This is a genomic window from Bacillus sp. GW823-FHT06A10, assembly GCF_058795375.1.
In genome coordinates this window covers 601,405-622,615 of record NZ_JBXAHT010000002.1, presented here as the reverse complement: position 1 = coordinate 622,615, position 21,211 = coordinate 601,405, and the positions used below count along the sequence as shown (strand labels likewise).

Below are 21,211 nucleotides of genomic sequence, written 5' to 3'. Positions count from 1 at the left end.
TATACGTTTTTAGGAGGTGTCCCTTATGAACGGTCGTTCGTTTACTTTCGCTATATTTGTGCTTATTATTGGATTGGCAATATTCGGCCTTGTTTCATCTGTTATTACAAATCCCATGGGTGTATTAAGAAATATCGGGTACATGTTACTTGTTGTCGGTATCTTTTACTTGCTATACAAGATGTTTACAAATTCCAGTGGTTCTGCAAATTCGCAAAGCTCATATAAGCGTGCGGCAAAACAATCGAACCGCAAACATGGGAAACAAAATGTAGCACCCCTAGGCAATTCTTTCCTTAAGTCAAATACTTCTAATGACAAAAGTAAAAAAGGGAATTCTTCCACTTTGAAACGAAAAAGAAAACAGTCTCATTTAACTGTCATTGAAGGCAAAAAAAGCAAAAAGAAAGACCGTGCTTCCTTTTAGGAAATACGGTCTTTTTTTATACTTTGAAGCACTTCTTTTAAACTTTTCTCTCTCATACTTTCAATTCGAAGATGATGATTTTCAAATAATAAATTCCGTGTCACATCATTAGGTACAACAACGCATGTTAATCCCGCTGCAACTGCTGCTCTCAATCCATTTAATGAATCTTCAAATACAACAGCTTCAGATGGCTTAATTCCTAATTCTTCTATTGCAACTCGATAAAGAGCTGGATCTGGTTTTACCTTCTCAACATCTTCTCTCGTTTTAATTACTTCAAAATATTCTCGAATCTGTAGCTCTTCTAAAAAATGAATAACCCATTCTCTAGACGAACTAGAAGCTAGTGCGATTTTTAATCCCATTTCTTTCGCTTCTTCTAAATATTCTTTTACCCCGTCACGAGCTTCTGGTATTTTCATTTTCTCTTTATGTAAAGTTGCCACTTTTTCTTTTAATACACTTTTGTTAAACTTCTCTTTTAATTGATCATTTAAATATGCAAAAAGCACCTCATCTGTTGTTCCAATGCATTTCGCAAATTCCTCTAAAGGTAGCTCTCCGCCGTATTCACGAACAGCATCTCTGAAAGAGTGAAACCATATCGTTTCTGTGTCCACAATTAATCCATCAAAATCAAAAATAATTGCTTTCATAATTCTCCCATCCTTTTCGAATTGAAATAAAAAAGGAAACGCCATCCGTTCCCCTTAATTACTTTTCTCTTCATTTGCTTTTTGAACACCACGAAGTGTTTCCACTCGAACCTCATCTTGTTCAAAGTATTGTACTAAATCACCGATACGGTCAATTGATTCCCAACTTAAATGATGTTCAATTCCTTCTACATCATTATAAATTTTACTTTCATCCACACCGATAATGCGCATAAACTGTTCTAACAATTCATGTCGATATACGAGACGTTCTCCGATTTTTTTACCTTTTGATGTTAATACAAGCCCTCTATATTTTTCATAAATTAGATATTCGTCTTTGTCTAATTTTTGTACCATTTTTGTTACAGAGGATGGATGTACACTAAGCGCTTCAGCAATATCAGATACACGGGCATAACCCTTTTCATCAATCAACAAATAAATTTGTTCAATATAATCTTCCATACTAGGGGTAGGCATCGGTTTCCTCCATCCAATTTCATTTTGCTTATTCCGTACGAAGCAATCAATAAAATGATACACCAGAAAGAATAACGTGACAAGGTGGAAACGAGCCTAAATCTACAAAAGTGAAAAGAACCTGTATTCAAATACAAGTTCCTTTCATGTAAAATATTGAATTTCTGCGTCAGGAAAAAAGTGATGAATATATCCTCGAATCGTTTCCTCCAATACTTCTGCATCATCTTTTTTATATACATATTTCCCAATTCCATATCGTCCCCATTTATACTTTCGCTTCTCTTCATCCATTTCAAGCTTCGTATTTGGATAACGCTCTTGAATAACCTTTTTCGCTGGTTTCGTAAAACGATGCTGAATCAATTCAAACGTTAAATTTGGTATCGACATATCTTTCAGTGCATTGTACAGTCGTTCAAATAATTCGCGGTATCCTTCTTCCCATCCCTCATGCATATAAAGTGGTGCAACTATAAAACCAAGTGGATAACCTGCACCTGCTACTTTACGAGCCGCCTCAATTCGCTCTTCAAACGGCGATGTCCCTGGTTCAAAATTTTTAATTACATATCGTGAATTTATACTAAACCTGAAACGAGTTTTCCCATTATGCTTTGCATCTAATAAATGATCAACATGCGAATATTTCGTAACGAAACGTAAACGCCCATATTCACTTTCTCCAATGAATTCAATCGCCCGCTTTAATGCATGTGTTAAATGATCAATCCCAACAATGTCTGATGTACACGCCGCTTCAAATCTTGTTATTTCAGGTGCCCTTTCATCCATATATTGCTTTGCCTTCTCAAATATTTCATCAAGATTGACATACACACGAACGTAAGGCTTACTCCCAAGTGTCGTTTGCAAATAGCAATAATGACAATGTCCCATACACCCTGTGGCGAGCGGAATTGCATATTCAACTGACGGTTTTGACGTATCAAACTTTAGCGTCTTCCTCACTCCAACGACAAGTGTAGCCTTTGCATTACGATACTTTTGCAAATCATTTTCTCCTGGTAAATTTCTAATTTAATTATGTGATGTCGTTTCACGAATCTCTAATCCCATCTTCGTAAACTTCTCATAAAGCTCTTTTCCAAGCGGATATTCAAGTGCCTTTGGTTCAAAGTAAACGAGTTTTGGCATAAATGGTTTCATGTGCTTCCCTCCCTCTCGTTAGTATGGGAAACGTTGAAAAGTTAACACTCATTAAAGTTTTCCACTTCAGTAACTTGCGTTGCAAGTTACTGAATGTTATAATTTGGATAACGGCTACCTTGCAACGCAAGTTACCTGAGTAAAAGGTGGTGAAATCATGCACAGCCAAATGTTAAAAGGTGTACTAGAAGGTTGCATCCTATACATCATTTCACAAGAAGAAGTGTACGGATATGAACTGAGCACAAAATTAAATAAACACGGCTTTACATTCGTAAGCGAAGGAAGCATATATCCGTTATTGTTACGTATGCAAAAAGAAAAATTGATTGAAGGAACATTAAAAGCCTCCTCACTTGGTCCAAAGCGAAAATATTATCACGTAACGGATAAAGGATTAGGACAGCTTGAAAAATTTAAACAAAGCTGGGGAATGATTTCTACTACGGTAAATAACTTATTACAGGGGGAGTGATGAGGATGAATGCCCAAGACATGGTTGAATTGAATAATAAAAAACGTGAGCTTCTAACTTCCGAAAACGAAGCTGCTTATGGCGATATGTTAGTATATCTTCGAATATCAAACGTACCTCAGCAACAAATGGAGGAACTTTTACTAGAAATATTAGATCATCTTATCGAAGCACAAGCAGAAAATAAAAGTGCTTACGACATTTTCGGTAATGATTTACAATCTTATTGCGATGAACTTATATCAGCTTTACCAACCCAAACAAAGTTAGAAAAAACTTCTTTAATTGGATTTTCTGTTAGCTTACTTCTTGCTATACAGTTTGGAATCGATGCAATTGTTTCATTTTTTATGTTTCTCTTTGAAAAAAACAATACATTATCAAGTCCGCCTTTTAGCATCCTTGGAACTACTTTGTCTGTTTCAATAATTATACTAGGTATACTATTTATTTTATATTTGTTAAAGCGTTACTCCTTTGATCAGAAAATGAATTGGAAAAGAAGAATTCTATTTGGATTCGCATTTGCTACCCCATTTTGTTCCGCTGTATTCTTAAATATTTATTTCCAAAAGCAACCTTATCTCATTTATCATCTAACCTTTTGGCAAAATGCTTTAATTGCTATCTTATTTTTTATTTTATATAAATTACTATATAAAAAATCAAATTTTTAACAGCCCTTCAAAAGGCTGTTTTTTCTTCTGTCTAATTTTACAAATTGAAAAATTTCATAAAGAAAATAAGAAAAATGCAAAATAATTAAAGTTAATTGTTGACGTGATGCTTTTATTATCGGTATCATAAATCTTCGTGAGCAATTATTTTTCGTTATACGATTTTTTTATTATTACTGAATTTTTGAGAGGAGAAATTAGATGTCAGTTAAGAAGAAAACGCAAGTACGCACCGGCAAAATGGTACGTGAACTAATGTTAGCAGACGAAGATGTAAATGCTTCGCTAATTATGGTATATAGTGAAAACGGTGTAAACGCAGAAATTAAAATCGAGGGCTTAACGCCGAAATGTAACGAAGAATTATTTTTGAGCGGAAACGTGGATTGGAACAAGAGTGTTATTTATAAAATTGTTGATTTCACTGGAAACGCTGAAGTTGGTAAAGTTACATTAACAGCGATGAACAAAAACAATGTTTCTCTAGAAATTGAACGCGTTATGTGGAGTAAAGAAAATAAAGAAGCTGTCGAGCAAGAAGAAACACAGGTAGAAGCAGCACCGAAAAAAGAAGTAGTTGTAGAAGCTCCAAAAGCAATTACACCTGCTCCTAAGCCTGTTACGCGTGTGGAAACACCTGCTATGGCACCTAAACCTACTCCGGTACCGACACCGAAGCCAGTAAGCGTAGAAGCGGCTGTAGAACTAACTACTCCAGCACCTGTGAAAAAAGTAGTCCCTACTCCAGTTACAAAGCAAGAGACAGCACCGGTTGCTCCTGCAAAACCGAAGCAGCCTGCTTTGACTGAAACAAATTCAAAACTACAAGAAAATTATGTTAAACTCGTGAAAAAGACAATTGAAGTTTGTCAAGATTACGAGCTTGGCATCGACATAGATGATTCTATTGAAAGCTTAAAAGAAGAACTACAAAGCCAAGGTATTAGCGTTACATTTGATAAAGAAATTATGGACGTTGTAAGTCGTCTTCGTTCTTTACAAGATAAAGGAATCAAAGTAGAAAAAGTACTTAATTTACTATAAAAAAATAAGAGATGGCAATTGCCATCTCTTATTTTTTATAATTCCACTCATTACTTTCATACTTTTCTTTCGCTAACGTTTGAACTTCATGTAACTGTTCTTCTGTTAATTCATATGGAACAAGTTCTACATCCAATCCTTTTTCAAACCCAATTTCAAACGCTTTAATTAACTGTTCTATCGTAAATGTACGGTCTGTTAATTCATTAATTGCTACTGCTTTAGAAGAGAACATACTCTTCATACGTTCCTTCACACGTTCATTTGGGAATAAAAATAGATCATATAGTTCATCTAAATCAATTTCTAATGGAATCGATCCATGCTGTAAAATAACACCTTTTTGACGTGTTTGAGCACTACCAGCAATTTTTCTTCCTTCCACTACAATTTCATACCAAGATGGTGCATCAAAACATACACCTGAACGTGGATTTTTCAAATTTTCACGATCTGCTTCTGTTTTTGGAACTGCATAATATGCTTCTAACCCTAATGCCTTAAAACCATCTAATAAGCCTTGCGAAATAACACGATACGCTTCTGTAACTGTTTTTGGCATATTCGGATGATCTTCAGACACAATAACACTATACGTTAACTCTTTGTCATGTAGTACACCCCTGCCGCCTGTTTGACGACGAACGAATCCATATTTTTTTTCGTTAACTACATCCATATTAATATCTTTCTCAACACGTTGAAAATATCCAACTGTTAATGTTGGTACTTCCCATTCATAAAAACGAATTGTTGGTGGCATTTTCTTTTCACTTTGCCAACTTAACAAACATTCATCTAACGCCATATTGAATGCCGGTGAACATTGACCAGAGTTAATATAACACCATTTTTCTTTTCCCATCCTGCACCTCATATAACCAATTATTTTTCACATTCTCTAGTCTACCAAATTCGACAAAATTTGTGAAAGAATACGAAATTTCTTCTTATATGCAAATGAATCTGTTGCATAAATACATATGGGCATTATAATATTGAAAGTAGGATAAGAAAAAAGGGAGCGATAGAATCGTGTCAACAACTTGGATTATTTTATTAGCCGTAATCGTAGCATTTATCGGCTACACTGTATGGATGTACTTCTATCAGAAAAAATTAATTAAAACTCTTACAGAAGAAGAATTTCGCGCTGGCTACCGTAAAGCACAGCTTATCGATATTCGTGAAACAGACGAATATAACGCAGGGCACATTTTAGGTGCACGTAACATTCCGTTATCACAAATTCGCCTTCGCCATAAAGAACTTCGTCAAGATCAACCTGTTTACTTATATTGCCAAAGCGGATTCCGTACAGGTCGTGCAGCGCAATACTTAAAAAAACAAGGCTACAAAGATTTCTACCAATTACAAGGTGGATTTAAATCTTGGACAGGCAAAATTAAAAAGAAATAATAACATACAAAAAACTAGCTGAATAAATCGGCTAGTTTTTTCATTTCATCTTGTTCGCAATGTATAATAAATTCTGCTTAATCGTTTCTTTATCGTTCTCTTCTACATTCCGATACAATAGCTGATATTCAATTCCTTTCTCTTTCCATATAAGCGTAGCAAATTCGTCACCACGTTCATAATCATCTTTATTTTTAAAATAAGCAGACGTTCCATTATTCAGTTTCATTTGTTCTTGAAATCGCTTCTCTTCCACGAGATCCGGAAAACTATAAGGAAAGTTCGCGACATTTAACTCAATATACTCATTTCGACCTGGCTCCTGCTGTTTATATTTAATCGTTAAGACAGCGTTCTTTTTCCCAAGCGTTCTTACTTCACCCTTCACATCACTTGTAATGTCGTACGGTAAAAACGTTGGAACTTTAAACTTCACCGGAAAATATTTTGGAAGTTCCTTTAGCGGAATAGGATCCGTAACACGATCCATAGCTCCTCCTGTTGTTCCCACAAAGTGTTTTTCTTCTTGCATCGTTTGCTGAAACGAACACGAACTAAGTACAAAACTAGAAAACACGAAACAAATGATTCTTTTTTTCAATTTGTTTCCGCCCTTTCATACCGCTCTCTTAAAGAACGAAGCGTTGATATGCTCTTCATATTCGCTTTGTCATCAAACTCCACCTTTGAAAACTTTCCACGTTATTCTCCCACATTTTGACAACACTTTTTGCAAACAAAAAAGACCCCTATCATTCTTACGCCCAAGTGAAAAGGTTACGCGAATAAAAAGAAGTCTTATTAATACCATAGTTTGTGAAAAGCTTTTCAGGTCAAGATTTTTTCTTTCTTATTATTTTCCCTTTATAATAAGGGAAAGAGGTGATACATATGGCCAATATAAAACAAATTGCTAAAACTGCTGGTGTATCGATATCAACTGTTTCTCGTGTTCTGAATAATCACCCTTACGTAAAAGAAGAAAAGCGTAAGCGTGTTCTAGACGCTGTTGAAGAATTAAACTACGCAAAAAATATAAATGCTGTCCATTTAATAAGAGGGAAAACATATACAATTGGCGTTATGCTTCCTTTCATTAACCTCCCCTACTTCAGTACCATTATTGAAGGAATCGGTAACGAAGCATTATTAGCTGGATATCACATTAATTTATGCCAAACAAATTACGATAGCCTTGAAGAAATTCGTGTTCTTGAAATGATGAAAATGAAACAATTTGATGGGATGATTATTTGCTCCCGAACGAGCTCTTGGGAACAAATCGAACCTTTCGCAAAATTTGCCCCTATTATTTCATGTGAAAAAATGAAGCACCCCCTCATTTCATCCATCTACGTAGATCATTATGAAGGTTTCCGTCTCGGTACTGCCTATTTACTAAGTAAAGGCCATGAAAAAATCGGAATTTGTTTAGCAAGAAAAACAAGTGTAAACTCCATGGAGCGCGAAAAAGCGTTCGCCGATACCCTTCGTAACGAAGGGAAAACGTTGCATCCTGAATGGATTTTCCACCAATGCTATACAATGCAGGACGGAGCACAAATACTCCATCGTATTTTAAATATGAAAAATCGTCCAACTGCTATTTTTACAGCGAACGATCAAGTTGCAGCTGGTTTATTAACAGAGGCTCGAAAACATGGCATTCGAGTACCTGAAGACCTTGCTATCCTTGGATTTGATAATCATGAAATTTCAAAGGCATTAGAAATTTCCACAATTGAACATCCCGGTCTCGCAATGGGCTCACATGCTTTTTCTTTATTCCATAAGCAGATCCAAAGCGAGCAAATTGTCGGCAGCGCAAAAGAACTTTCATTCCATTTAATTGAGCGAGAGACTGTCTAAAAAGAGCGTTACCTATAACGCTCTTTTTCAGCTCTTCACCTATTGACATTATAGTTTTCATCTCATATAATTAACCTAACGAACGGTAGGTAGGGGATGAAAATGACAGCAAACCGCATTAAAGCTGTAGCACTTTCTCATTTCGCACGCTACGGCTATGAAGGAACTTCATTGGCAAATATTGCTCAAGAAGTTGGGATTAAAAAACCATCGATTTACGCACACTTTAAAGGAAAAGAAGAGCTATATTTCATATGCTTAGAATCTGCTCTCCAAAAAGATTTGCAGAGCTTCACAGGCGATATTGAAAGCTTTTCCAATTCGTCTACTGAAGAATTGCTTTTAAAATTATTAAAAGGCTATGCAAAACGCTTTGGTGAAAGTGAAGAATCAATGTTTTGGTTACGAACTTCTTATTTTCCGCCTGATGCATTTCGCGAACAAATTATTAATAAAGCAAATGTACACATTGAAAACGTCGGAAAACTTTTATTCCCTGTATTTAAAAGAGCAAGCGAACAAGATGAGCTGCATAACATTGAAGTAAAAGACGCCTTAGAGGCTTTTCTATGCTTACTCGACGGTCTTATGGTTGAACTACTATACGCAGGTTTAAATCGTTTTGAGACACGTTTAGACGCTTCTTGGAAAGTATTTTGGCGCGGACTTTCAAACTGACGGATTGCTCCTTTGCAATGCGTCGTTTTTAAGCCCTTTACCTAACGACTGGTAGGAAGGAGAAATGACATATGGCATGGATTTATGTAATCATCGCTGGTATTATTGAAATCTTTTGGGTGATTGGACTAAAAAAAGCAGAGGCACCACTTGAATGGGCTGGTGTTGCTCTATTAATTACAATTAGTTTCGTCTTATTATTTAGAGCTTATAAAGATTTACCTGTCGGCACTGTATACGCAGTCTTTACAGGAATTGGAGCTGGTGGAATCGTTCTTACAGAGATTTTCATCTTCGGAGAACCTTTCTCTATCGTAAAAGTTTTATTAATCGGTTTAATCTTCTTCGGAGTAATTGGTTTAAAACGAGTAACAGAAGAAAAAGAAGCGAAGGAGGCCGCATAAAATGGCTTGGGTATTTTTAATTCTAGCTGGTATTTGTGAAATTATTGGTGTACTCTTTATGAAAGTAGCCACTGAAAAGAAAGGCTGGGCACCAAAAGTTATTTTAATCGCTAACTTCGGCGTAAGCTTCTTCTTCTTATCTCTTGCGATGAACACGTTACCGATGGGAACTGCTTACGCAATTTGGACTGGAATCGGAACTGCTGGAAGTGCACTTCTAGGCATTCTCATTTTCCGAGAATCAGCGGATTGGCGTCGTCTTGCTTTCTTAAGCTGCATTCTATGCGGCGCTGTTGGCTTAAAACTATTAAGCTAACGTGAGGTGAATGTCATGTGGAAAGAAAAAGGAAAGAAAATATTAGCATGGATCACACTTGGTATCGTCATTCTATTACAAATAAGTTTTCATATAATAGAATGGTTGTTTCATAAAGTAGTATCCATTCTTACCTTCCTTCCTAGCATGGCACTTGAAATTGCATCTATTGCTTGGTCAATTATTGCCTCCATTGCAATCGTCATTATATGGAGTATCGCCAAGCTATGGAATAAGTTATTTAAAAAGGACAGTACTTCTGAAAAAGAGTAACTGTCCTTTTTTGTATTCATTCAGATTTTCTATAAAAGTTAGATGCAATAAGACAATGAAGACCAACTATGACAATACTTATACCAATTCCTTTATGCAAATTAGGAAACGGTGACGGTATGTCTAAATAAAAATTTGCTAATATGAGACCGATTGAAACAAAAAGTACCCCTATTCTATATAACCATTTTCTTTTGTTCATCATTCTCCCCTCCTAAAATTTTTCATACACTCCTTTCTTTTGGACATACTACCTAAAAAAGGAGTGAATAATATGCAAAATTCTATACATAAGCAAATCCTATTTTTATTTTTCCTATTTCTTATTCTCATCATCGTTTTCAGCTTTATATTACATACTCCGACAGATGTACCAAATAGCGTTTCTTTTTATAAACTACTGCTCTCGTATTGTCGTTATTGAAGAAGGTGCCTTTTTTAAGGCACCTTTTAAAATTCTCTTTTTTCATATATTTTTACTGAAACGAAGATAGATGCTATGAACATGCATATTGAACCAATGAATAACAAGCTGTTATATAGCTGAATTTGTTCTAAGTTGATTTGAAACAAAGCTTCTAAAACAATTATCGGTGCCATGAATATTACTATCGCAATAAAAATAGTTTTCTTATACCCTAGCCAAAAGGATAGCGGTAAAACCAAACTTAAATACACTAAAATAAAGCTAATACTAGCAACTATTGTCGTTTCAATAAATTCAAATAAGTTAACCCCGCTCTTCATTCCCATCGTGAAACAACCGACCGTTACACTTATAAAAAGAATAATAATTGCTACTATATATTTCGCATACACAATTTGTTTTCTCAATATTGGTAAACTATTTACTATAACTTCACTCTCATTTTTACTATCTGCTTCAAACGTTTTTACTGTTGCCCCAATTGTAATAATTACTGACATAATGATGAATAAATTTTCCGTATCTGTTAAGGCCATATAAAAGAAAACAGGATACAGTATGTACCAAATTAAAAATTTCCATTGAATGATGAAATCTTTTAAAATTAGTTGCTTGATCATGTATTACCCCTCCTAATATGAAAATGTCCCTTCTATAACTCTGCCTCCTGAAACATTTTCATTGAGAGAAACATTGATATGACTATACTTACTAACACTCCAATACCAAGAACACCCATTGCTAGTGTAGCCTCTTGAGAGTGGAGTACTTTTAGCATAATTGTTTTATCACCAAAAATATTGCACATAAGGCCAATCATACCTGTTAAAGGCAAAACCATAATAACATTCAAAACAGAAGTAGCCTTATATCCTCCAATGTAATTAGCGGGTATCGTTACAACACAATAGATTAAAGTTGCTACTATTGCTGAAAATACTGCATATCCAGGCATACCTATATCTCTGTTCAATAGAATATTTCCTAATATTATGACTATAAAAGTTATACTCAAACCAGCCATAATAAATAATGAACTTGCAATATATTTAGCTATAACTATCTCTGTTCTCGTTATAGGCAAACTCACTAATATTTTTTCTGTTTTACTTTTCTCTTCATAATAAAAAGAAATATATATGATCGTACTGCATGTTATAAATAATCCTATTGCAATCCCCATGGGTTGGACTGGATTCCTAAAAACAGAGAAAATAGGTATTAAAAAATATAAAAGAAACATCTTCTTCTGTAAAAAAAACTCCTTCAAAATCAACTGTTGCATATGAATTCTCCTCTCTATAAATCATGCGTTTCATAAATTTTAATTGTAAGAAACATAGAAGCGATATAGGCACTAGCTAGTGTGATTAATCCAACTATAAATATGCCAAAATGTAATGGATTCATAATCCAATCAATGAATGATGCCGTAGCACTTTCTCCGTCACCAATAAACATTCCAACAATAACACCTATTCCAGCGGCTCCACCTGTAAATATTCCACGTACTACTTTTGATTTTGTCCCATAATAACTCGGGAATAATGCTGTAATATAAACTAAAGAATATACAGCACCTCTGACTACTACATACCAAGGAATTTCAATATACAAATTGGGATGATAAGCTCCAATATCACCAATGACAGCGATACCTCTTATAAGAAAAACAACTAGCGTAGTAGAAATCATGCCACCTACAATAAATATTACACCCGAAATATATCTAGCAATAATGATATCCTTTCGTCCAACAGGTAAACTATTTATAATAACATCACTTTTATTTTTTTCATCCATCGCTATTAGTATCATAGAAGATGATATCGTTATGAGTAAGCAACTCATTGGAAATAACAATTCACCATCTGGATCTAATCCAAAGAAAACAAGAGGCATAATAAAATACACTAACCACATAACCCGAAAAAAGAACAAATCTTTATAGATTAGCTGACGCATAGGCACCTCTCCCTTTCGCAGTGTAAACGATAATGTCATCTAATGTAGGCTTTTCTAGTACAACCTCATTTCCAAACCAATCGATAATTCCTTGTTTATCCTTCGCTAAACCTTCGAAACCGAATTTATTTTTTCGTAATCCAACAAATAGTTCTTTTCCTTCTCGATCTAATAAATCATTGCTTCCCTTAACGATTACGTAGTTCTCCATTAATTCATCTTTTTCACCAGTAAATATAATTTCTCCATCGTTGATAAACGTAATATAATCTGCAATACGTTCTAAATCCGTTGTAATGTGGGTTGAGAATAATACAGATACTTCATCTTCCATTACAATTTCTTGCAACATATCAAGTAATTCACTTCGGACAACTGGATCTAATCCTGCTGTCGGCTCATCCATAATGATAAACTCTGCATGATGTGAAAGTGCGATGGCAATCGCAAACTTCATTTTCATCCCTTTAGATAGCTCTTTAATTTTTTTATACTTTGGAACTTGCAATCTGTGCATATACGATTGGTATTGATTTTCGTCCCACTTTTTATATAACGGTGCAATAATACGTTTCATTTGTTCACACGTTAAATCTTCGTAATAATGATTTTCATCATATACAAAACCAATATTTTGTTTTATGTCCTTTTCAGCTTTCTTATTGTCTTTGCCAAAAATTTTTATATCGCCGCTATCTTTTCTAATTAAATTCATAATCATTTTGATCGTTGTACTTTTCCCAGCACCATTTGGTCCGACAAACCCCATAATATATCCTCGTGGTAATGCAAAACTTATATTTTTCACTGCAAAATCTTCATAACTTTTACAAACGTTTTTTAACTCTAACATCTCTCTCATTCCCCCTTATATAAAAACGCAATCATCTGCTGCAATTCTTCAAGTGAAAGCTGCAACACTTTACTTTCTTTTACGATTTCTTCAGCCTTACTTTCCAATAGACGTAGCCGCTGTTCTTTTAATAGTTCATTATTTTTACGTGAAACATAAGTCCCCTTCCCAGCAACAGTTTCTATATATCCTTCTTTTTCAAGCTCCTCGTACGCACGCTTCGTTGTAATTACACTAATTTGCAATTCCTTCGCTAAGCTACGAATAGACGGTAATTGGTCTCCACCCTTTAAACCACCATTTAAAATAAGCTGGCTTAATTGTTTTCTTATTTGCACATAAATAGGGTCTTGGGAAGAATTCGAAATAATAATATTCATGTTTTCCTCCAGTGTGTGTATATACTGTATATACCTTATATATACAGTATATACACAGCATCCTATTTTTGGCAAGAAAAAAAGACCAACATTTTCCTGTTGGTCTTTCGTATATGTATCACTTTTCAAAGCGATCTAACATCTCGTCTCTCATTCCGAAACTTACTACTGCAATTCCTATATACATAAACAGAAGGAATGCCGGATGAACCGTGTTGTACCAGCTGCTGTCAACGATTAAGTAAATCGTTAATGCCACAACAAGAACAAACGCTAAGATAAACATATAAAAGTGTCTTGTACTACCCATGATAAACTCCTCTCTTCTCACTTCACCATTCAACAGTTTATTTTATCGAATAATTCGATATGACTCAAGGTTAACTTTCTGTTATGTAATCAAGTTCCACCTTTACAATGTCCTCACATGCTATTGAAATGATTGTTCCTTGTTTATCAATCGCCGTCACTTCTCTATTATCCATTACACGATTTGCTACTCTTTCTAACACTTTCCCTTGGTCTCGATAGCAAAATTCTTTTACATCTTTAATTGTTTCTCCATTTTCTAAATGGTATACCATTCTATAACATCGATATCCCACACTTTCACCCCCGTCTTGCTCGTTTTTTCACATATACATAAAAATGAGTAATTTTTGCCTCATCACATCTTCTTAATTTCAATAAAATTCTAACAAAAATAAATACTTTTATCAAACCGACTTTTTCAACAAAACTACCTATAAAACTACACCTTTACACCATTAGGAAACAAAAAATATAATTTTTTAACATTTTCTTCACTATTTCTGCACAAATTCTCCATACAAAAAAAGAACCCGCCGCAGCGAGTTCTCCTTTTGTTATTCTAATCAAACTTGTACAGGAGCTGGCTTTGCATAACGTAAAACTGGTTTACGTGCAGCCATCGTTTCGTCTAAACGTTTAATGACTGTCGTATGCGGTGCTTCTTGTACAACTTCTGGATTTTCTTCTACTTCTTTAGCGATTTGAATCATCTTATCAATGAAACCATCTAATGTTTCTTTTGATTCTGTTTCTGTCGGCTCAATCATAATACATTCTTCCACATTTAATGGGAAGTAAATTGTTGGTGGATGGTAACCGAAATCAAGCAGACGTTTTGCAATATCTAATGTACGTACGCCAAGTTTCTTTTGACGACGACCTGATAATACAAATTCATGCTTACAATGTCTATCGAATGGAAGATCGTAGAATGGCGCTAATCTTCTCATCATATAGTTCGCATTTAATACAGCATACTCAGTTACTGCACGCAAGCCATCTGGACCCATAGAGCGAATATACGTGTATGCACGAACGTTAATTCCGAAGTTACCATAGAATGGCTTCACACGACCAATTGCTTCTGGACGGTCGTAGTTGAAGTGATAACCATTTTCCGTTTTTTCTAAAATCGGTTTTGGTAAGTACGGAATTAAATCAGCTTTCACACCTACTGGACCAGAACCTGGGCCACCACCGCCGTGAGGACCTGTAAATGTTTTATGAAGGTTTAAATGCACAACGTCAAATCCCATATCTCCTGGGCGTGCTTGGCTTAATACCGCATTTAAGTTTGCACCATCATAGTATAACTTACCGCCTGCATTATGGACGATTTCTGCCATTTCTAAAATATTTTCTTCGAATAGACCTAATGTATTAGGATTTGTTAACATAAGTGCTGCTGTTTCTTCGTTTACAACACGTTTTAAGTCTTCTAAGTCAACAAGGCCATTTTCATTTGATTTTACTGTAATTGTTTCAAAACCAGCTACAGTTGCAGATGCCGGGTTCGTTCCGTGAGCAGAGTCAGGTACAATTACTTTCGTACGGTTAAAGTCACCATTCGCTTCATGGTATGCACGAATTAACATTAAACCTGTCCATTCTCCGTGTGCACCAGCTGCTGGTTGTAAAGTAACAGTATCCATACCTGTAATTTCAATTAAATGCTCTTGTAAGTCATACATTAATTCCATTGCACCTTGTACTGTCTTTTCATCTTGCAGTGGATGAATATTTGCAAATCCTGCGAAACGAGCTACACTCTCATTAATTTTCGGATTATATTTCATCGTACAAGATCCAAGTGGATAGAATCCAGAATCAACACCGTGGTTACGGTTTGAAAGTGCTGTATAGTGGCGCATAATATCAAGTTCAGATACTTCTGGTAGCTCTGCATCTTCTACTCGAATATAATCGCTCTCAAACACATCTTCTAGTTTCACTTCTTCTACATCTAATTTGGGTAAGCTATATCCTATGCGTCCTTCTTTACTCACTTCAAAGATAAGTGCTTGGTCTTGGTTCTTCATTGGATAGCCCCCATTTCGTTTACAAGTGTGTCAATTTCCTCTTTTGTACGAAGCTCAGTTACTGCTACAAGCATATGGTTTTCATGCTCTTTATAATCACGGCCTAGATCGTAACCACCGATAATATTCTTTTGTAATAATGCATCGTTTACTTCTTTCACTGGACGTTTGCAATCTACAACAAACTCATTGAAGAATGGCCCAGCAAATGTTACTGTGAAGCCTTTCGCCTCAAATTGACGTTTTGCATACTGTGCTTTAGAAATGTTTTGACGTGCCATTTCTTTCACACCTTGTTTGCCAAGTGCCGTCATTGCAACAGAAGCTGCTAATGCATTTAACGCTTGGTTTGAACAAATATTAGACGTCGCTTTATCACGGCGAATATGCTGTTCACGTGCTTGTAACGTTAATACAAATCCACGTTTACCATCTGAATCTACAGTTTGTCCAACAAGACGTCCTGGAATTTTACGCATAAATGCTTTCGTTGTTGCAAAGTAACCACAGTGCGGTCCACCAAACTGCGTTGGAATACCGAATGGTTGTGCATCACCGATTACAATATCAGCACCAAATTTCCCTGGTGGTGTTAATGCGCCTAATGATAATGGATTTGAAGAAACGATAAATAATGATTTTTGTTGATGAACGATTTTTTCAATATCAGCTAATTTTTCAACTTGTCCGAAGAAGTTTGGATATTGAACGATTACACAAGCAACTGTATCATCTACTTCACTTTGTAATACGTCTAAATCTGTTACACCATCTTTATGATTAATTTCAACAACTTCAAGATTTTGACCTTTTGCATACGTTTCAAGTACTGCTCTTGATTCTGGATGAACCGCGCTAGATACAAGAATTTTCTTTTTGCGAGTATGGCCAGCTGCTAACATTGCCGCTTCAGCTAAAGCTGTACCCCCGTCATACATAGAAGAGTTTGCTACATCCATTCCTGTTAATTCACAAATCATTGTTTGGAATTCAAAGATTGCTTGTAATTCCCCTTGTGAAATTTCCGGTTGGTATGGTGTGTAAGCTGTATAAAATTCTGAGCGAGAAATAACATGATCTACAATTACTGGAGCATAATGATCGTATACGCCTGCTCCTAAGAAAGAAGCGTATTCTTTTAAGTTAGCATTTTTACTAGCCATTTGAGATAGCTCTTTTAAAAGCTCTGGCTCTGATTTTGCTTCTTTAATTTTTAAATCCCCTTTAAAACGAACACTCTCTGGAATATCAGAGAATAATTCATCGATCGTTTGAACGCCGATCGTTTGTAACATTTCTTTTTTGTCTTCTTCTGTCATTGGAAGATAACGATGCAACATGAAATCTACCCCTCTCCCCGTTACTTTGAACGTTTGTAAAATGGTGTTGGAACAACTACTGCTTTGACGCGTTTATTACGAATTTCAATTTCTACTTCTGTATCAACTGCTGCGTATTTTACATCAATTAGTGCTAAACCAATGCTTTTCTTTAACGTTGGAGATTGTGTACCACTCGTTACTTCCCCAATTTTTTCTTCACCAATAAATACAGGGTAATGCGTACGAGGAATTCCACGTTCGATTACTTCAATGCCGACTAATTTACGAGGCGCACCGTTTTCTTTTTGCTCTTTTAACGTTGCTTTTCCAAAGAAGTCTGCTTCTTTATTTGTTTTTACCGCAAAGCCAATTCCAGCCTCAATCGGTGTAATATCTTTTGATAATTCTTGTCCATAAAGTGGTAATGTTGCTTCGAATCGAAGTGTATCACGAGCACCTAAACCACATGCTTTTAAGCCCTCTTCTGCTCCAACTTCAAGAAGTTTCTCCCAAAGTTTTGCAGCATCTTCACTCTTACAGTAAATTTCGAATCCATCTTCACCTGTATAACCTGTACGAGATACAAGTGCTGGAATTCCATCTACAAGAATATCGTTTTTAAATTTAAAGAACTTAATTTCTTTCAAATCTTCTGACACAACTTTTTGTAAAATGCCTTCTGCTTTTGGTCCTTGAATTGCAAGCTGTGCAACTTCACTAGAAACATTGACTACTGTCGCATCGCCAATTACATGACTTGCTAACCATTCGTAATCTTTCTCGATATTTGATGCATTGATTACTAATAAATAGTCTTCTTCACCACGTTTGTAGATTAATAAATCATCTACTGTACCACCATTTTCGTAGCACATAGCTGTATATTGTGCGCCCCCTACCTTTAAGGTAGATACGTCATTTGTAACAACACGTTGTAAAAATGCTAAACTATCTACACCTTTTACTTCAACTTCTCCCATATGAGACACATCGAACAAACCTGCAGCTGTACGTACAGCTTCGTGTTCTTCTTTAATGCTTGAAAATTGAACTGGTAATTCCCAACCACCGAAGTCGATTGTTTTCCCACCATACTTCGCGTATACATCAAATAACGGTGTACGTTGTAATGTAATCATGCTCTCTCCCCCTTATGCTTTGACAAATCAATAAAAGTTGCTTCCTTTTTCTAAACATTTTCATTCTGAAAAGATAGGATATACGGAATCTCATTATATTTTTTTATGAAAGCGTAAATAAAAAATCACTTTCTTGGATAAAATACGAAAGATTCCACACATTTCACACCATTATCCTAACATCATTCGCTATATTTCATCAATATTCTAGCATAAAAAATAATTTAGAATTTTTTATTTTAAAACACAATAAATACAGCTTTTGAGATTTAATACTTTATTATTGTCTATCATATAGCCTTTAATAACGATAATTATGCCTTCTTTTGAGGCAAATCATCATACATTAAAAAATAATTACTTTAGTTTATAAAAGGTGGGAGAGTCGTAATGAATGTCGATATTTCCGTAGATCGGACGTGGCAAAACAATTTTTTAAATAGAATTGATGAAGATGGTCCTTGGACAAACTGGGATTTATATCACTTAGCTTATGAAACAGAAAAATCGTTACTTGTTCCTACTTTTGATGGACTACAAGCACCGAAACATTTATCCCATTTCACGCCGCTTCCGCATCAATTAGAAGTCGCTCAAAATGTGATTGAACAAATGAATGGTAAAGCGATTCTAGCAGATGAAGTAGGTCTTGGAAAAACAATCGAAGCTGGACTTATTTTGAAAGAATACATGGTCCGCGGGCTTGTGAAAAAGGTACTTATACTTGTCCCAGCTTCTCTCGTATCACAATGGGCATACGAGCTGAATACAAAGTTTTTCATTCCCGCTGTAGCACAAAAGAAAAGCTACTCGTGGGAACAAGCTGACGTAATCGTATCATCAATTGATACTGCGAAACGTTCACCACATCGCGATATCGTGTTGAACTTAGAATATGACCTTATTATTATCGATGAAGCACATAAACTGAAAAATAATAAAACAAAAAACTATGAATTTGCACAACGATTAAAAAAGAAGTTTTGTTTATTACTAACCGCTACTCCTGTTCAAAATAAGATTGATGAAATTTTTAACCTTGTTTCTTTATTAAAGCCAGGACATCTAGGCAATCAATCCAACTTTGAAGAATATTACGCTTCCAAAAATCGTTCAGCCGAATCAGATGAAGACTTAAAAGCTCTCATTAACAAAGTAATGGTGCGAAATAGACGACATAATACCGGTATCGATTGGCCGAAGAGACATGTACGTACAATTTTTGTTGAGTTTAATGAACAAGAACAAGCTCTATATAATGATATCGAAAATTGGCGAGGACAAGACGCCTTCACATCTGCTTTCTCATCGTTAACTTTAAAACGGGAAGCGTGTAGTAGTCGTGAGGCTGTTTACTATTCATTGAAAAAGCATGTAGAAAAAAGACAGAAAGAAAATGAACATTATATAAAAGATCCACATATCGATGTGCTAATGGACAAAATTAATCATATTCCTTTCAACTCGAAAGCAACTAAAGCTCTAGAGCTTATAAAAGAAATTGACGATAAAGTCGTCATTTTCACGGAATACCGAGCATCACAGATGTACTTACAATGGTTTTTACAACAACACGGTATTTCTTCTGTCCCATTCCGCGGCGGATTTAAACGCGGGAAGAAAGATTGGATGAAGGAACTTTTCCAAAATCGTGCCCAAGTGTTAATTGCAACGGAAGCTGGCGGAGAAGGCATTAACTTACAGTTTTGTAGCCATATGATCAATTATGATTTGCCATGGAATCCAATGCGTCTTGAGCAAAGAATCGGACGTATTCACCGTCTCGGTCAAAAGAATGATGTTCATATTTATAACTTAGCTACAAAGCATACTGTTGAAGAACATATTCTGAAACTGTTATATGAAAAAATCAACTTATTCGAGCGTGTTATCGGTGAACTCGATGAAATTTTAACGAGAATTAATATGAAAAACATCGACGCGCACATTCAAGAAATTTTCGCGCAATCAAAAAGCGAAGGTGAAATTAGAATTAAGATGGAAAACTTAACATCTATAATCGACTTTGCGAAACGAAATGAAGCTGAGGTGCAAGGCTATGCAGCAACATGAAATTCATAATTACTTATACAATTTCTTTGAGGCGAATAACTGTGAAATTTTAGAACGTTCTCCTCATTTATTAGATGTACAGTTAACAATTGAGATGGATAAATTATTAATGAATCGCCCTTTTTATTGGCACTATCTTGAGAAAACAGGAGGCGTACCGAATCCGATGCGCCTTACTCTTATTACAAATCCAGAAAATGAAGAAAATGATGGTGAGCTTATTCACTACGGTTCACCACGTCTACATCAAATTTTCCAAACGACAAAAGAATTAGGCTCTTACATACGTTTATATGAGGATGTAAGACATAATGGGGCAACACATACACCGCTCCACCCTTGGCTCGGTATTAATATAAAAGTTTCCTATCAATGTGATCGAAAAAAAGACATCCTTCACTCGATTGGCATTCATCTCATTTCTGGAACAATGATGGCAAACTTTCATGAAACATTAACAAACATTAAACTTACACCAAAAATACCTGATTTTTGTTTTACGCTCTCGCCCATCATTAAACCTCAAAGTGGTTTACAACGCATAGAAGACGCTTTAAAAAATATAATTGCAGAAGATGACCATACGTGGGCAAAAGAAGCAAGAGTGCGTTGGAATCATGATCTAGACCTTTTAAACCGTTTTTATGAAGAAAGTGACGAACTTCCTGAGAGCTATGAAATTGAAAAACAAGCTCTGCAAGAACAGTATGAACCACGTATTACAGTGCAAATTATTAACGGTGGCCTTTTTTATGTTACCGCGAATCATTTTCTATCTTGAAGAAGCTCCTTCTGCTTTAGAAGGAG

The 21,211-nt window shown here is 35.4% G+C and carries 27 protein-coding genes and 1 pseudogene; 12 read left to right on the top strand and 16 right to left on the bottom strand.

The window, feature by feature from the left end; all coding sequences use genetic code 11:
• The first annotated feature begins 25 nt into the window (after positions 1-25).
• Positions 26-427 (top strand): SA1362 family protein, encoded by a 402-nt coding sequence (locus AC1Q8M_RS18060; protein ID WP_001014464.1) that lies wholly within the window; start codon positions 26-28, stop codon positions 425-427.
• Here AC1Q8M_RS18060 and AC1Q8M_RS18055 read toward each other — a convergent pair.
• The 3 genes and pseudogenes from AC1Q8M_RS18055 to splB form a co-directional block, all read right to left on the bottom strand.
• Complete coding sequence (locus AC1Q8M_RS18055) at positions 424-1,086, bottom strand: HAD family hydrolase (RefSeq protein ID WP_033657528.1); 663 nt, start codon at positions 1,084-1,086, stop codon at positions 424-426. The genes AC1Q8M_RS18060 and AC1Q8M_RS18055 overlap by 4 nt on opposite strands.
• 54 nt (positions 1,087-1,140) lie before the next feature.
• Positions 1,141-1,569, bottom strand: a complete 429-nt coding sequence (mntR, locus tag AC1Q8M_RS18050) for a transcriptional regulator MntR (RefSeq protein WP_001143080.1) — start codon at positions 1,567-1,569, stop codon at positions 1,141-1,143.
• Positions 1,570-1,713: 144 nt separating this feature from the next.
• Positions 1,714-2,739: pseudogene (gene splB, locus AC1Q8M_RS18045) on the bottom strand (spore photoproduct lyase).
• A gap of 157 nt (positions 2,740-2,896) precedes the next feature.
• Here splB and AC1Q8M_RS18040 point away from each other — a divergent pair.
• From AC1Q8M_RS18040 to AC1Q8M_RS18030, 3 genes are all read left to right on the top strand, one after another.
• The gene (locus AC1Q8M_RS18040) at positions 2,897-3,214 is read left to right on the top strand and encodes a PadR family transcriptional regulator (RefSeq protein ID WP_098360866.1); all 318 of its coding nucleotides are present in this window, start codon (positions 2,897-2,899) and stop codon (positions 3,212-3,214) included.
• A gap of 5 nt (positions 3,215-3,219) precedes the next feature.
• Complete coding sequence (locus tag AC1Q8M_RS18035; RefSeq protein WP_000993596.1) at positions 3,220-3,891, top strand: DUF1129 family protein; 672 nt, start codon at positions 3,220-3,222, stop codon at positions 3,889-3,891.
• 201 nt (positions 3,892-4,092) lie between these two features.
• Positions 4,093-4,935: a hypothetical protein gene (locus AC1Q8M_RS18030; protein ID WP_000111924.1), complete on the top strand. Its 843-nt coding sequence runs from the start codon at positions 4,093-4,095 to the stop codon at positions 4,933-4,935.
• A gap of 28 nt (positions 4,936-4,963) precedes the next feature.
• On the opposite strand, the gene AC1Q8M_RS18025 is transcribed toward AC1Q8M_RS18030, so the two are convergent.
• Positions 4,964-5,800: a lipoate--protein ligase family protein gene (locus tag AC1Q8M_RS18025; RefSeq protein WP_000514092.1), complete on the bottom strand. Its 837-nt coding sequence runs from the start codon at positions 5,798-5,800 to the stop codon at positions 4,964-4,966.
• 170 nt (positions 5,801-5,970) lie between these two features.
• On the opposite strand from AC1Q8M_RS18025, the gene AC1Q8M_RS18020 reads away from it, so the two are divergent.
• Positions 5,971-6,354: a rhodanese-like domain-containing protein gene (locus AC1Q8M_RS18020; protein WP_000108654.1), complete on the top strand. Its 384-nt coding sequence runs from the start codon at positions 5,971-5,973 to the stop codon at positions 6,352-6,354.
• 40 nt (positions 6,355-6,394) lie between these two features.
• Here AC1Q8M_RS18020 and AC1Q8M_RS18015 read toward each other — a convergent pair whose 3' ends face one another.
• Positions 6,395-6,931: a hypothetical protein gene (locus AC1Q8M_RS18015; protein WP_033657529.1), complete on the bottom strand. Its 537-nt coding sequence runs from the start codon at positions 6,929-6,931 to the stop codon at positions 6,395-6,397.
• Positions 6,932-7,245: 314 nt separating this feature from the next.
• Here AC1Q8M_RS18015 and AC1Q8M_RS18010 point away from each other — a divergent pair, with 314 nt between their 5' ends.
• From AC1Q8M_RS18010 to AC1Q8M_RS17990, 5 genes are all read left to right on the top strand, one after another.
• Entirely contained in the window at positions 7,246-8,223 is a 978-nt protein-coding gene (locus tag AC1Q8M_RS18010) for a LacI family DNA-binding transcriptional regulator (RefSeq protein WP_001273986.1), read from the top strand.
• 96 nt (positions 8,224-8,319) lie between these two features.
• Positions 8,320-8,901, top strand: coding sequence for a TetR/AcrR family transcriptional regulator (locus AC1Q8M_RS18005; RefSeq protein ID WP_002005730.1), 582 nt, complete (start codon positions 8,320-8,322; stop codon positions 8,899-8,901).
• Between the two features lie 71 nt (positions 8,902-8,972).
• Positions 8,973-9,305: a DMT family transporter gene (locus AC1Q8M_RS18000; protein ID WP_000312339.1), complete on the top strand. Its 333-nt coding sequence runs from the start codon at positions 8,973-8,975 to the stop codon at positions 9,303-9,305.
• A 1-nt stretch (position 9,306) separates the two neighbouring features.
• Positions 9,307-9,621, top strand: a complete 315-nt coding sequence (locus AC1Q8M_RS17995; protein ID WP_000312623.1) for a DMT family transporter — start codon at positions 9,307-9,309, stop codon at positions 9,619-9,621.
• 15 nt (positions 9,622-9,636) lie between these two features.
• The gene (locus AC1Q8M_RS17990; protein WP_000265371.1) at positions 9,637-9,894 is read left to right on the top strand and encodes a DUF3975 family protein; all 258 of its coding nucleotides are present in this window, start codon (positions 9,637-9,639) and stop codon (positions 9,892-9,894) included.
• Positions 9,895-9,910: 16 nt separating this feature from the next.
• On the opposite strand, the gene AC1Q8M_RS17985 is transcribed toward AC1Q8M_RS17990, so the two are convergent.
• The 11 genes from AC1Q8M_RS17985 to gcvT all read right to left on the bottom strand — a co-directional run bounded on the left by AC1Q8M_RS17985 (position 9,911) and on the right by gcvT (position 18,331).
• Positions 9,911-10,099 (bottom strand): hypothetical protein, encoded by a 189-nt coding sequence (locus tag AC1Q8M_RS17985; protein WP_025117984.1) that lies wholly within the window; start codon positions 10,097-10,099, stop codon positions 9,911-9,913.
• 245 nt (positions 10,100-10,344) lie between these two features.
• Positions 10,345-10,938 carry an ABC-2 transporter permease gene (locus tag AC1Q8M_RS17980; RefSeq protein ID WP_080476022.1) on the bottom strand — a complete coding sequence of 198 codons (594 nt, stop codon included), beginning with the start codon at positions 10,936-10,938 and terminating at the stop codon, positions 10,345-10,347.
• A 35-nt stretch (positions 10,939-10,973) separates the two neighbouring features.
• Positions 10,974-11,606, bottom strand: a complete 633-nt coding sequence (locus AC1Q8M_RS17975; RefSeq protein ID WP_016080301.1) for an ABC-2 transporter permease — start codon at positions 11,604-11,606, stop codon at positions 10,974-10,976.
• 14 nt (positions 11,607-11,620) lie between these two features.
• On the bottom strand, positions 11,621-12,286 hold the full coding sequence (locus tag AC1Q8M_RS17970; protein ID WP_098360864.1) for an ABC-2 transporter permease: 666 nt from the start codon (positions 12,284-12,286) through the stop codon (positions 11,621-11,623).
• A complete protein-coding gene (locus AC1Q8M_RS17965) occupies positions 12,267-13,139 on the bottom strand; it encodes an ABC transporter ATP-binding protein (RefSeq protein ID WP_065222868.1) in 873 nt (290 codons plus the stop codon). The genes AC1Q8M_RS17970 and AC1Q8M_RS17965 overlap by 20 nt, the downstream gene beginning before the upstream one ends.
• Before the next feature lie 5 nt (positions 13,140-13,144).
• Positions 13,145-13,519, bottom strand: a complete 375-nt coding sequence (locus AC1Q8M_RS17960) for a GntR family transcriptional regulator (protein WP_001021350.1) — start codon at positions 13,517-13,519, stop codon at positions 13,145-13,147.
• A 118-nt stretch (positions 13,520-13,637) separates the two neighbouring features.
• The gene (locus AC1Q8M_RS17955; protein WP_000535933.1) at positions 13,638-13,829 is read right to left on the bottom strand and encodes a hypothetical protein; all 192 of its coding nucleotides are present in this window, start codon (positions 13,827-13,829) and stop codon (positions 13,638-13,640) included.
• Between the two features lie 70 nt (positions 13,830-13,899).
• Positions 13,900-14,103 (bottom strand): DUF3929 family protein, encoded by a 204-nt coding sequence (locus AC1Q8M_RS17950; RefSeq protein WP_000262496.1) that lies wholly within the window; start codon positions 14,101-14,103, stop codon positions 13,900-13,902.
• 291 nt (positions 14,104-14,394) lie between these two features.
• Complete coding sequence (gene gcvPB / locus AC1Q8M_RS17945; protein WP_000795702.1) at positions 14,395-15,870, bottom strand: aminomethyl-transferring glycine dehydrogenase subunit 2; 1,476 nt, start codon at positions 15,868-15,870, stop codon at positions 14,395-14,397.
• The gene (gene gcvPA, locus AC1Q8M_RS17940) at positions 15,867-17,210 is read right to left on the bottom strand and encodes an aminomethyl-transferring glycine dehydrogenase subunit 1 (protein ID WP_000903240.1); all 1,344 of its coding nucleotides are present in this window, start codon (positions 17,208-17,210) and stop codon (positions 15,867-15,869) included. Before gcvPA ends, gcvPB begins: the two co-directional genes overlap by 4 nt.
• A gap of 20 nt (positions 17,211-17,230) precedes the next feature.
• A complete protein-coding gene (gene gcvT / locus AC1Q8M_RS17935; protein WP_000631769.1) occupies positions 17,231-18,331 on the bottom strand; it encodes a glycine cleavage system aminomethyltransferase GcvT in 1,101 nt (366 codons plus the stop codon).
• 390 nt (positions 18,332-18,721) lie between these two features.
• Here gcvT and AC1Q8M_RS17930 point away from each other — a divergent pair, with 390 nt between their 5' ends.
• Together AC1Q8M_RS17930 and AC1Q8M_RS17925 are read left to right on the top strand one after the other, a co-directional pair.
• Positions 18,722-20,404, top strand: coding sequence for a DEAD/DEAH box helicase (locus AC1Q8M_RS17930; protein WP_001100040.1), 1,683 nt, complete (start codon positions 18,722-18,724; stop codon positions 20,402-20,404).
• On the top strand, positions 20,391-21,185 hold the full coding sequence (locus AC1Q8M_RS17925) for a YqhG family protein (RefSeq protein ID WP_001183963.1): 795 nt from the start codon (positions 20,391-20,393) through the stop codon (positions 21,183-21,185). The genes AC1Q8M_RS17930 and AC1Q8M_RS17925 overlap by 14 nt, the downstream gene beginning before the upstream one ends.
• The last annotated feature ends 26 nt before the right edge of the window (positions 21,186-21,211 follow it).

Bases quoted from the DNA above. Each gene is read 5' to 3' on its own strand.
- AC1Q8M_RS18040 (WP_098360866.1), top strand. From the start codon at position 2,897: ATGCACAGCCAAATGTTAAAAGGTGTACTAGAAGGTTGCATCCTATAC.
- AC1Q8M_RS17955 (WP_000535933.1), bottom strand. From the start codon at position 13,829: ATGGGTAGTACAAGACACTTTTATATGTTTATCTTAGCGTTTGTTCTT.
- AC1Q8M_RS18025 (WP_000514092.1), bottom strand. From the start codon at position 5,800: ATGGGAAAAGAAAAATGGTGTTATATTAACTCTGGTCAATGTTCACCG.
- AC1Q8M_RS18000 (WP_000312339.1), top strand. From the start codon at position 8,973: ATGGCATGGATTTATGTAATCATCGCTGGTATTATTGAAATCTTTTGG.
- AC1Q8M_RS18005 (WP_002005730.1), top strand. From the start codon at position 8,320: ATGAAAATGACAGCAAACCGCATTAAAGCTGTAGCACTTTCTCATTTC.
- AC1Q8M_RS17975 (WP_016080301.1), bottom strand. From the start codon at position 11,606: ATGCAACAGTTGATTTTGAAGGAGTTTTTTTTACAGAAGAAGATGTTT.
- AC1Q8M_RS18035 (WP_000993596.1), top strand. From the start codon at position 3,220: ATGAATGCCCAAGACATGGTTGAATTGAATAATAAAAAACGTGAGCTT.
- gcvT (WP_000631769.1), bottom strand. From the start codon at position 18,331: ATGATTACATTACAACGTACACCGTTATTTGATGTATACGCGAAGTAT.
- AC1Q8M_RS17950 (WP_000262496.1), bottom strand. From the start codon at position 14,103: ATGGTATACCATTTAGAAAATGGAGAAACAATTAAAGATGTAAAAGAA.
- gcvPA (WP_000903240.1), bottom strand. From the start codon at position 17,210: ATGTTGCATCGTTATCTTCCAATGACAGAAGAAGACAAAAAAGAAATG.
- AC1Q8M_RS18055 (WP_033657528.1), bottom strand. From the start codon at position 1,086: ATGAAAGCAATTATTTTTGATTTTGATGGATTAATTGTGGACACAGAA.
- gcvPB (WP_000795702.1), bottom strand. From the start codon at position 15,870: ATGAAGAACCAAGACCAAGCACTTATCTTTGAAGTGAGTAAAGAAGGA.
- AC1Q8M_RS17990 (WP_000265371.1), top strand. From the start codon at position 9,637: ATGTGGAAAGAAAAAGGAAAGAAAATATTAGCATGGATCACACTTGGT.
- AC1Q8M_RS17970 (WP_098360864.1), bottom strand. From the start codon at position 12,286: ATGCGTCAGCTAATCTATAAAGATTTGTTCTTTTTTCGGGTTATGTGG.
- AC1Q8M_RS17965 (WP_065222868.1), bottom strand. From the start codon at position 13,139: ATGTTAGAGTTAAAAAACGTTTGTAAAAGTTATGAAGATTTTGCAGTG.
- AC1Q8M_RS18010 (WP_001273986.1), top strand. From the start codon at position 7,246: ATGGCCAATATAAAACAAATTGCTAAAACTGCTGGTGTATCGATATCA.
- mntR (WP_001143080.1), bottom strand. From the start codon at position 1,569: ATGCCTACCCCTAGTATGGAAGATTATATTGAACAAATTTATTTGTTG.
- AC1Q8M_RS17960 (WP_001021350.1), bottom strand. From the start codon at position 13,519: ATGAATATTATTATTTCGAATTCTTCCCAAGACCCTATTTATGTGCAA.
- AC1Q8M_RS17995 (WP_000312623.1), top strand. From the start codon at position 9,307: ATGGCTTGGGTATTTTTAATTCTAGCTGGTATTTGTGAAATTATTGGT.
- AC1Q8M_RS17930 (WP_001100040.1), top strand. From the start codon at position 18,722: ATGAATGTCGATATTTCCGTAGATCGGACGTGGCAAAACAATTTTTTA.
- AC1Q8M_RS17925 (WP_001183963.1), top strand. From the start codon at position 20,391: ATGCAGCAACATGAAATTCATAATTACTTATACAATTTCTTTGAGGCG.
- AC1Q8M_RS18060 (WP_001014464.1), top strand. From the start codon at position 26: ATGAACGGTCGTTCGTTTACTTTCGCTATATTTGTGCTTATTATTGGA.
- AC1Q8M_RS18030 (WP_000111924.1), top strand. From the start codon at position 4,093: ATGTCAGTTAAGAAGAAAACGCAAGTACGCACCGGCAAAATGGTACGT.
- AC1Q8M_RS17985 (WP_025117984.1), bottom strand. From the start codon at position 10,099: ATGATGAACAAAAGAAAATGGTTATATAGAATAGGGGTACTTTTTGTT.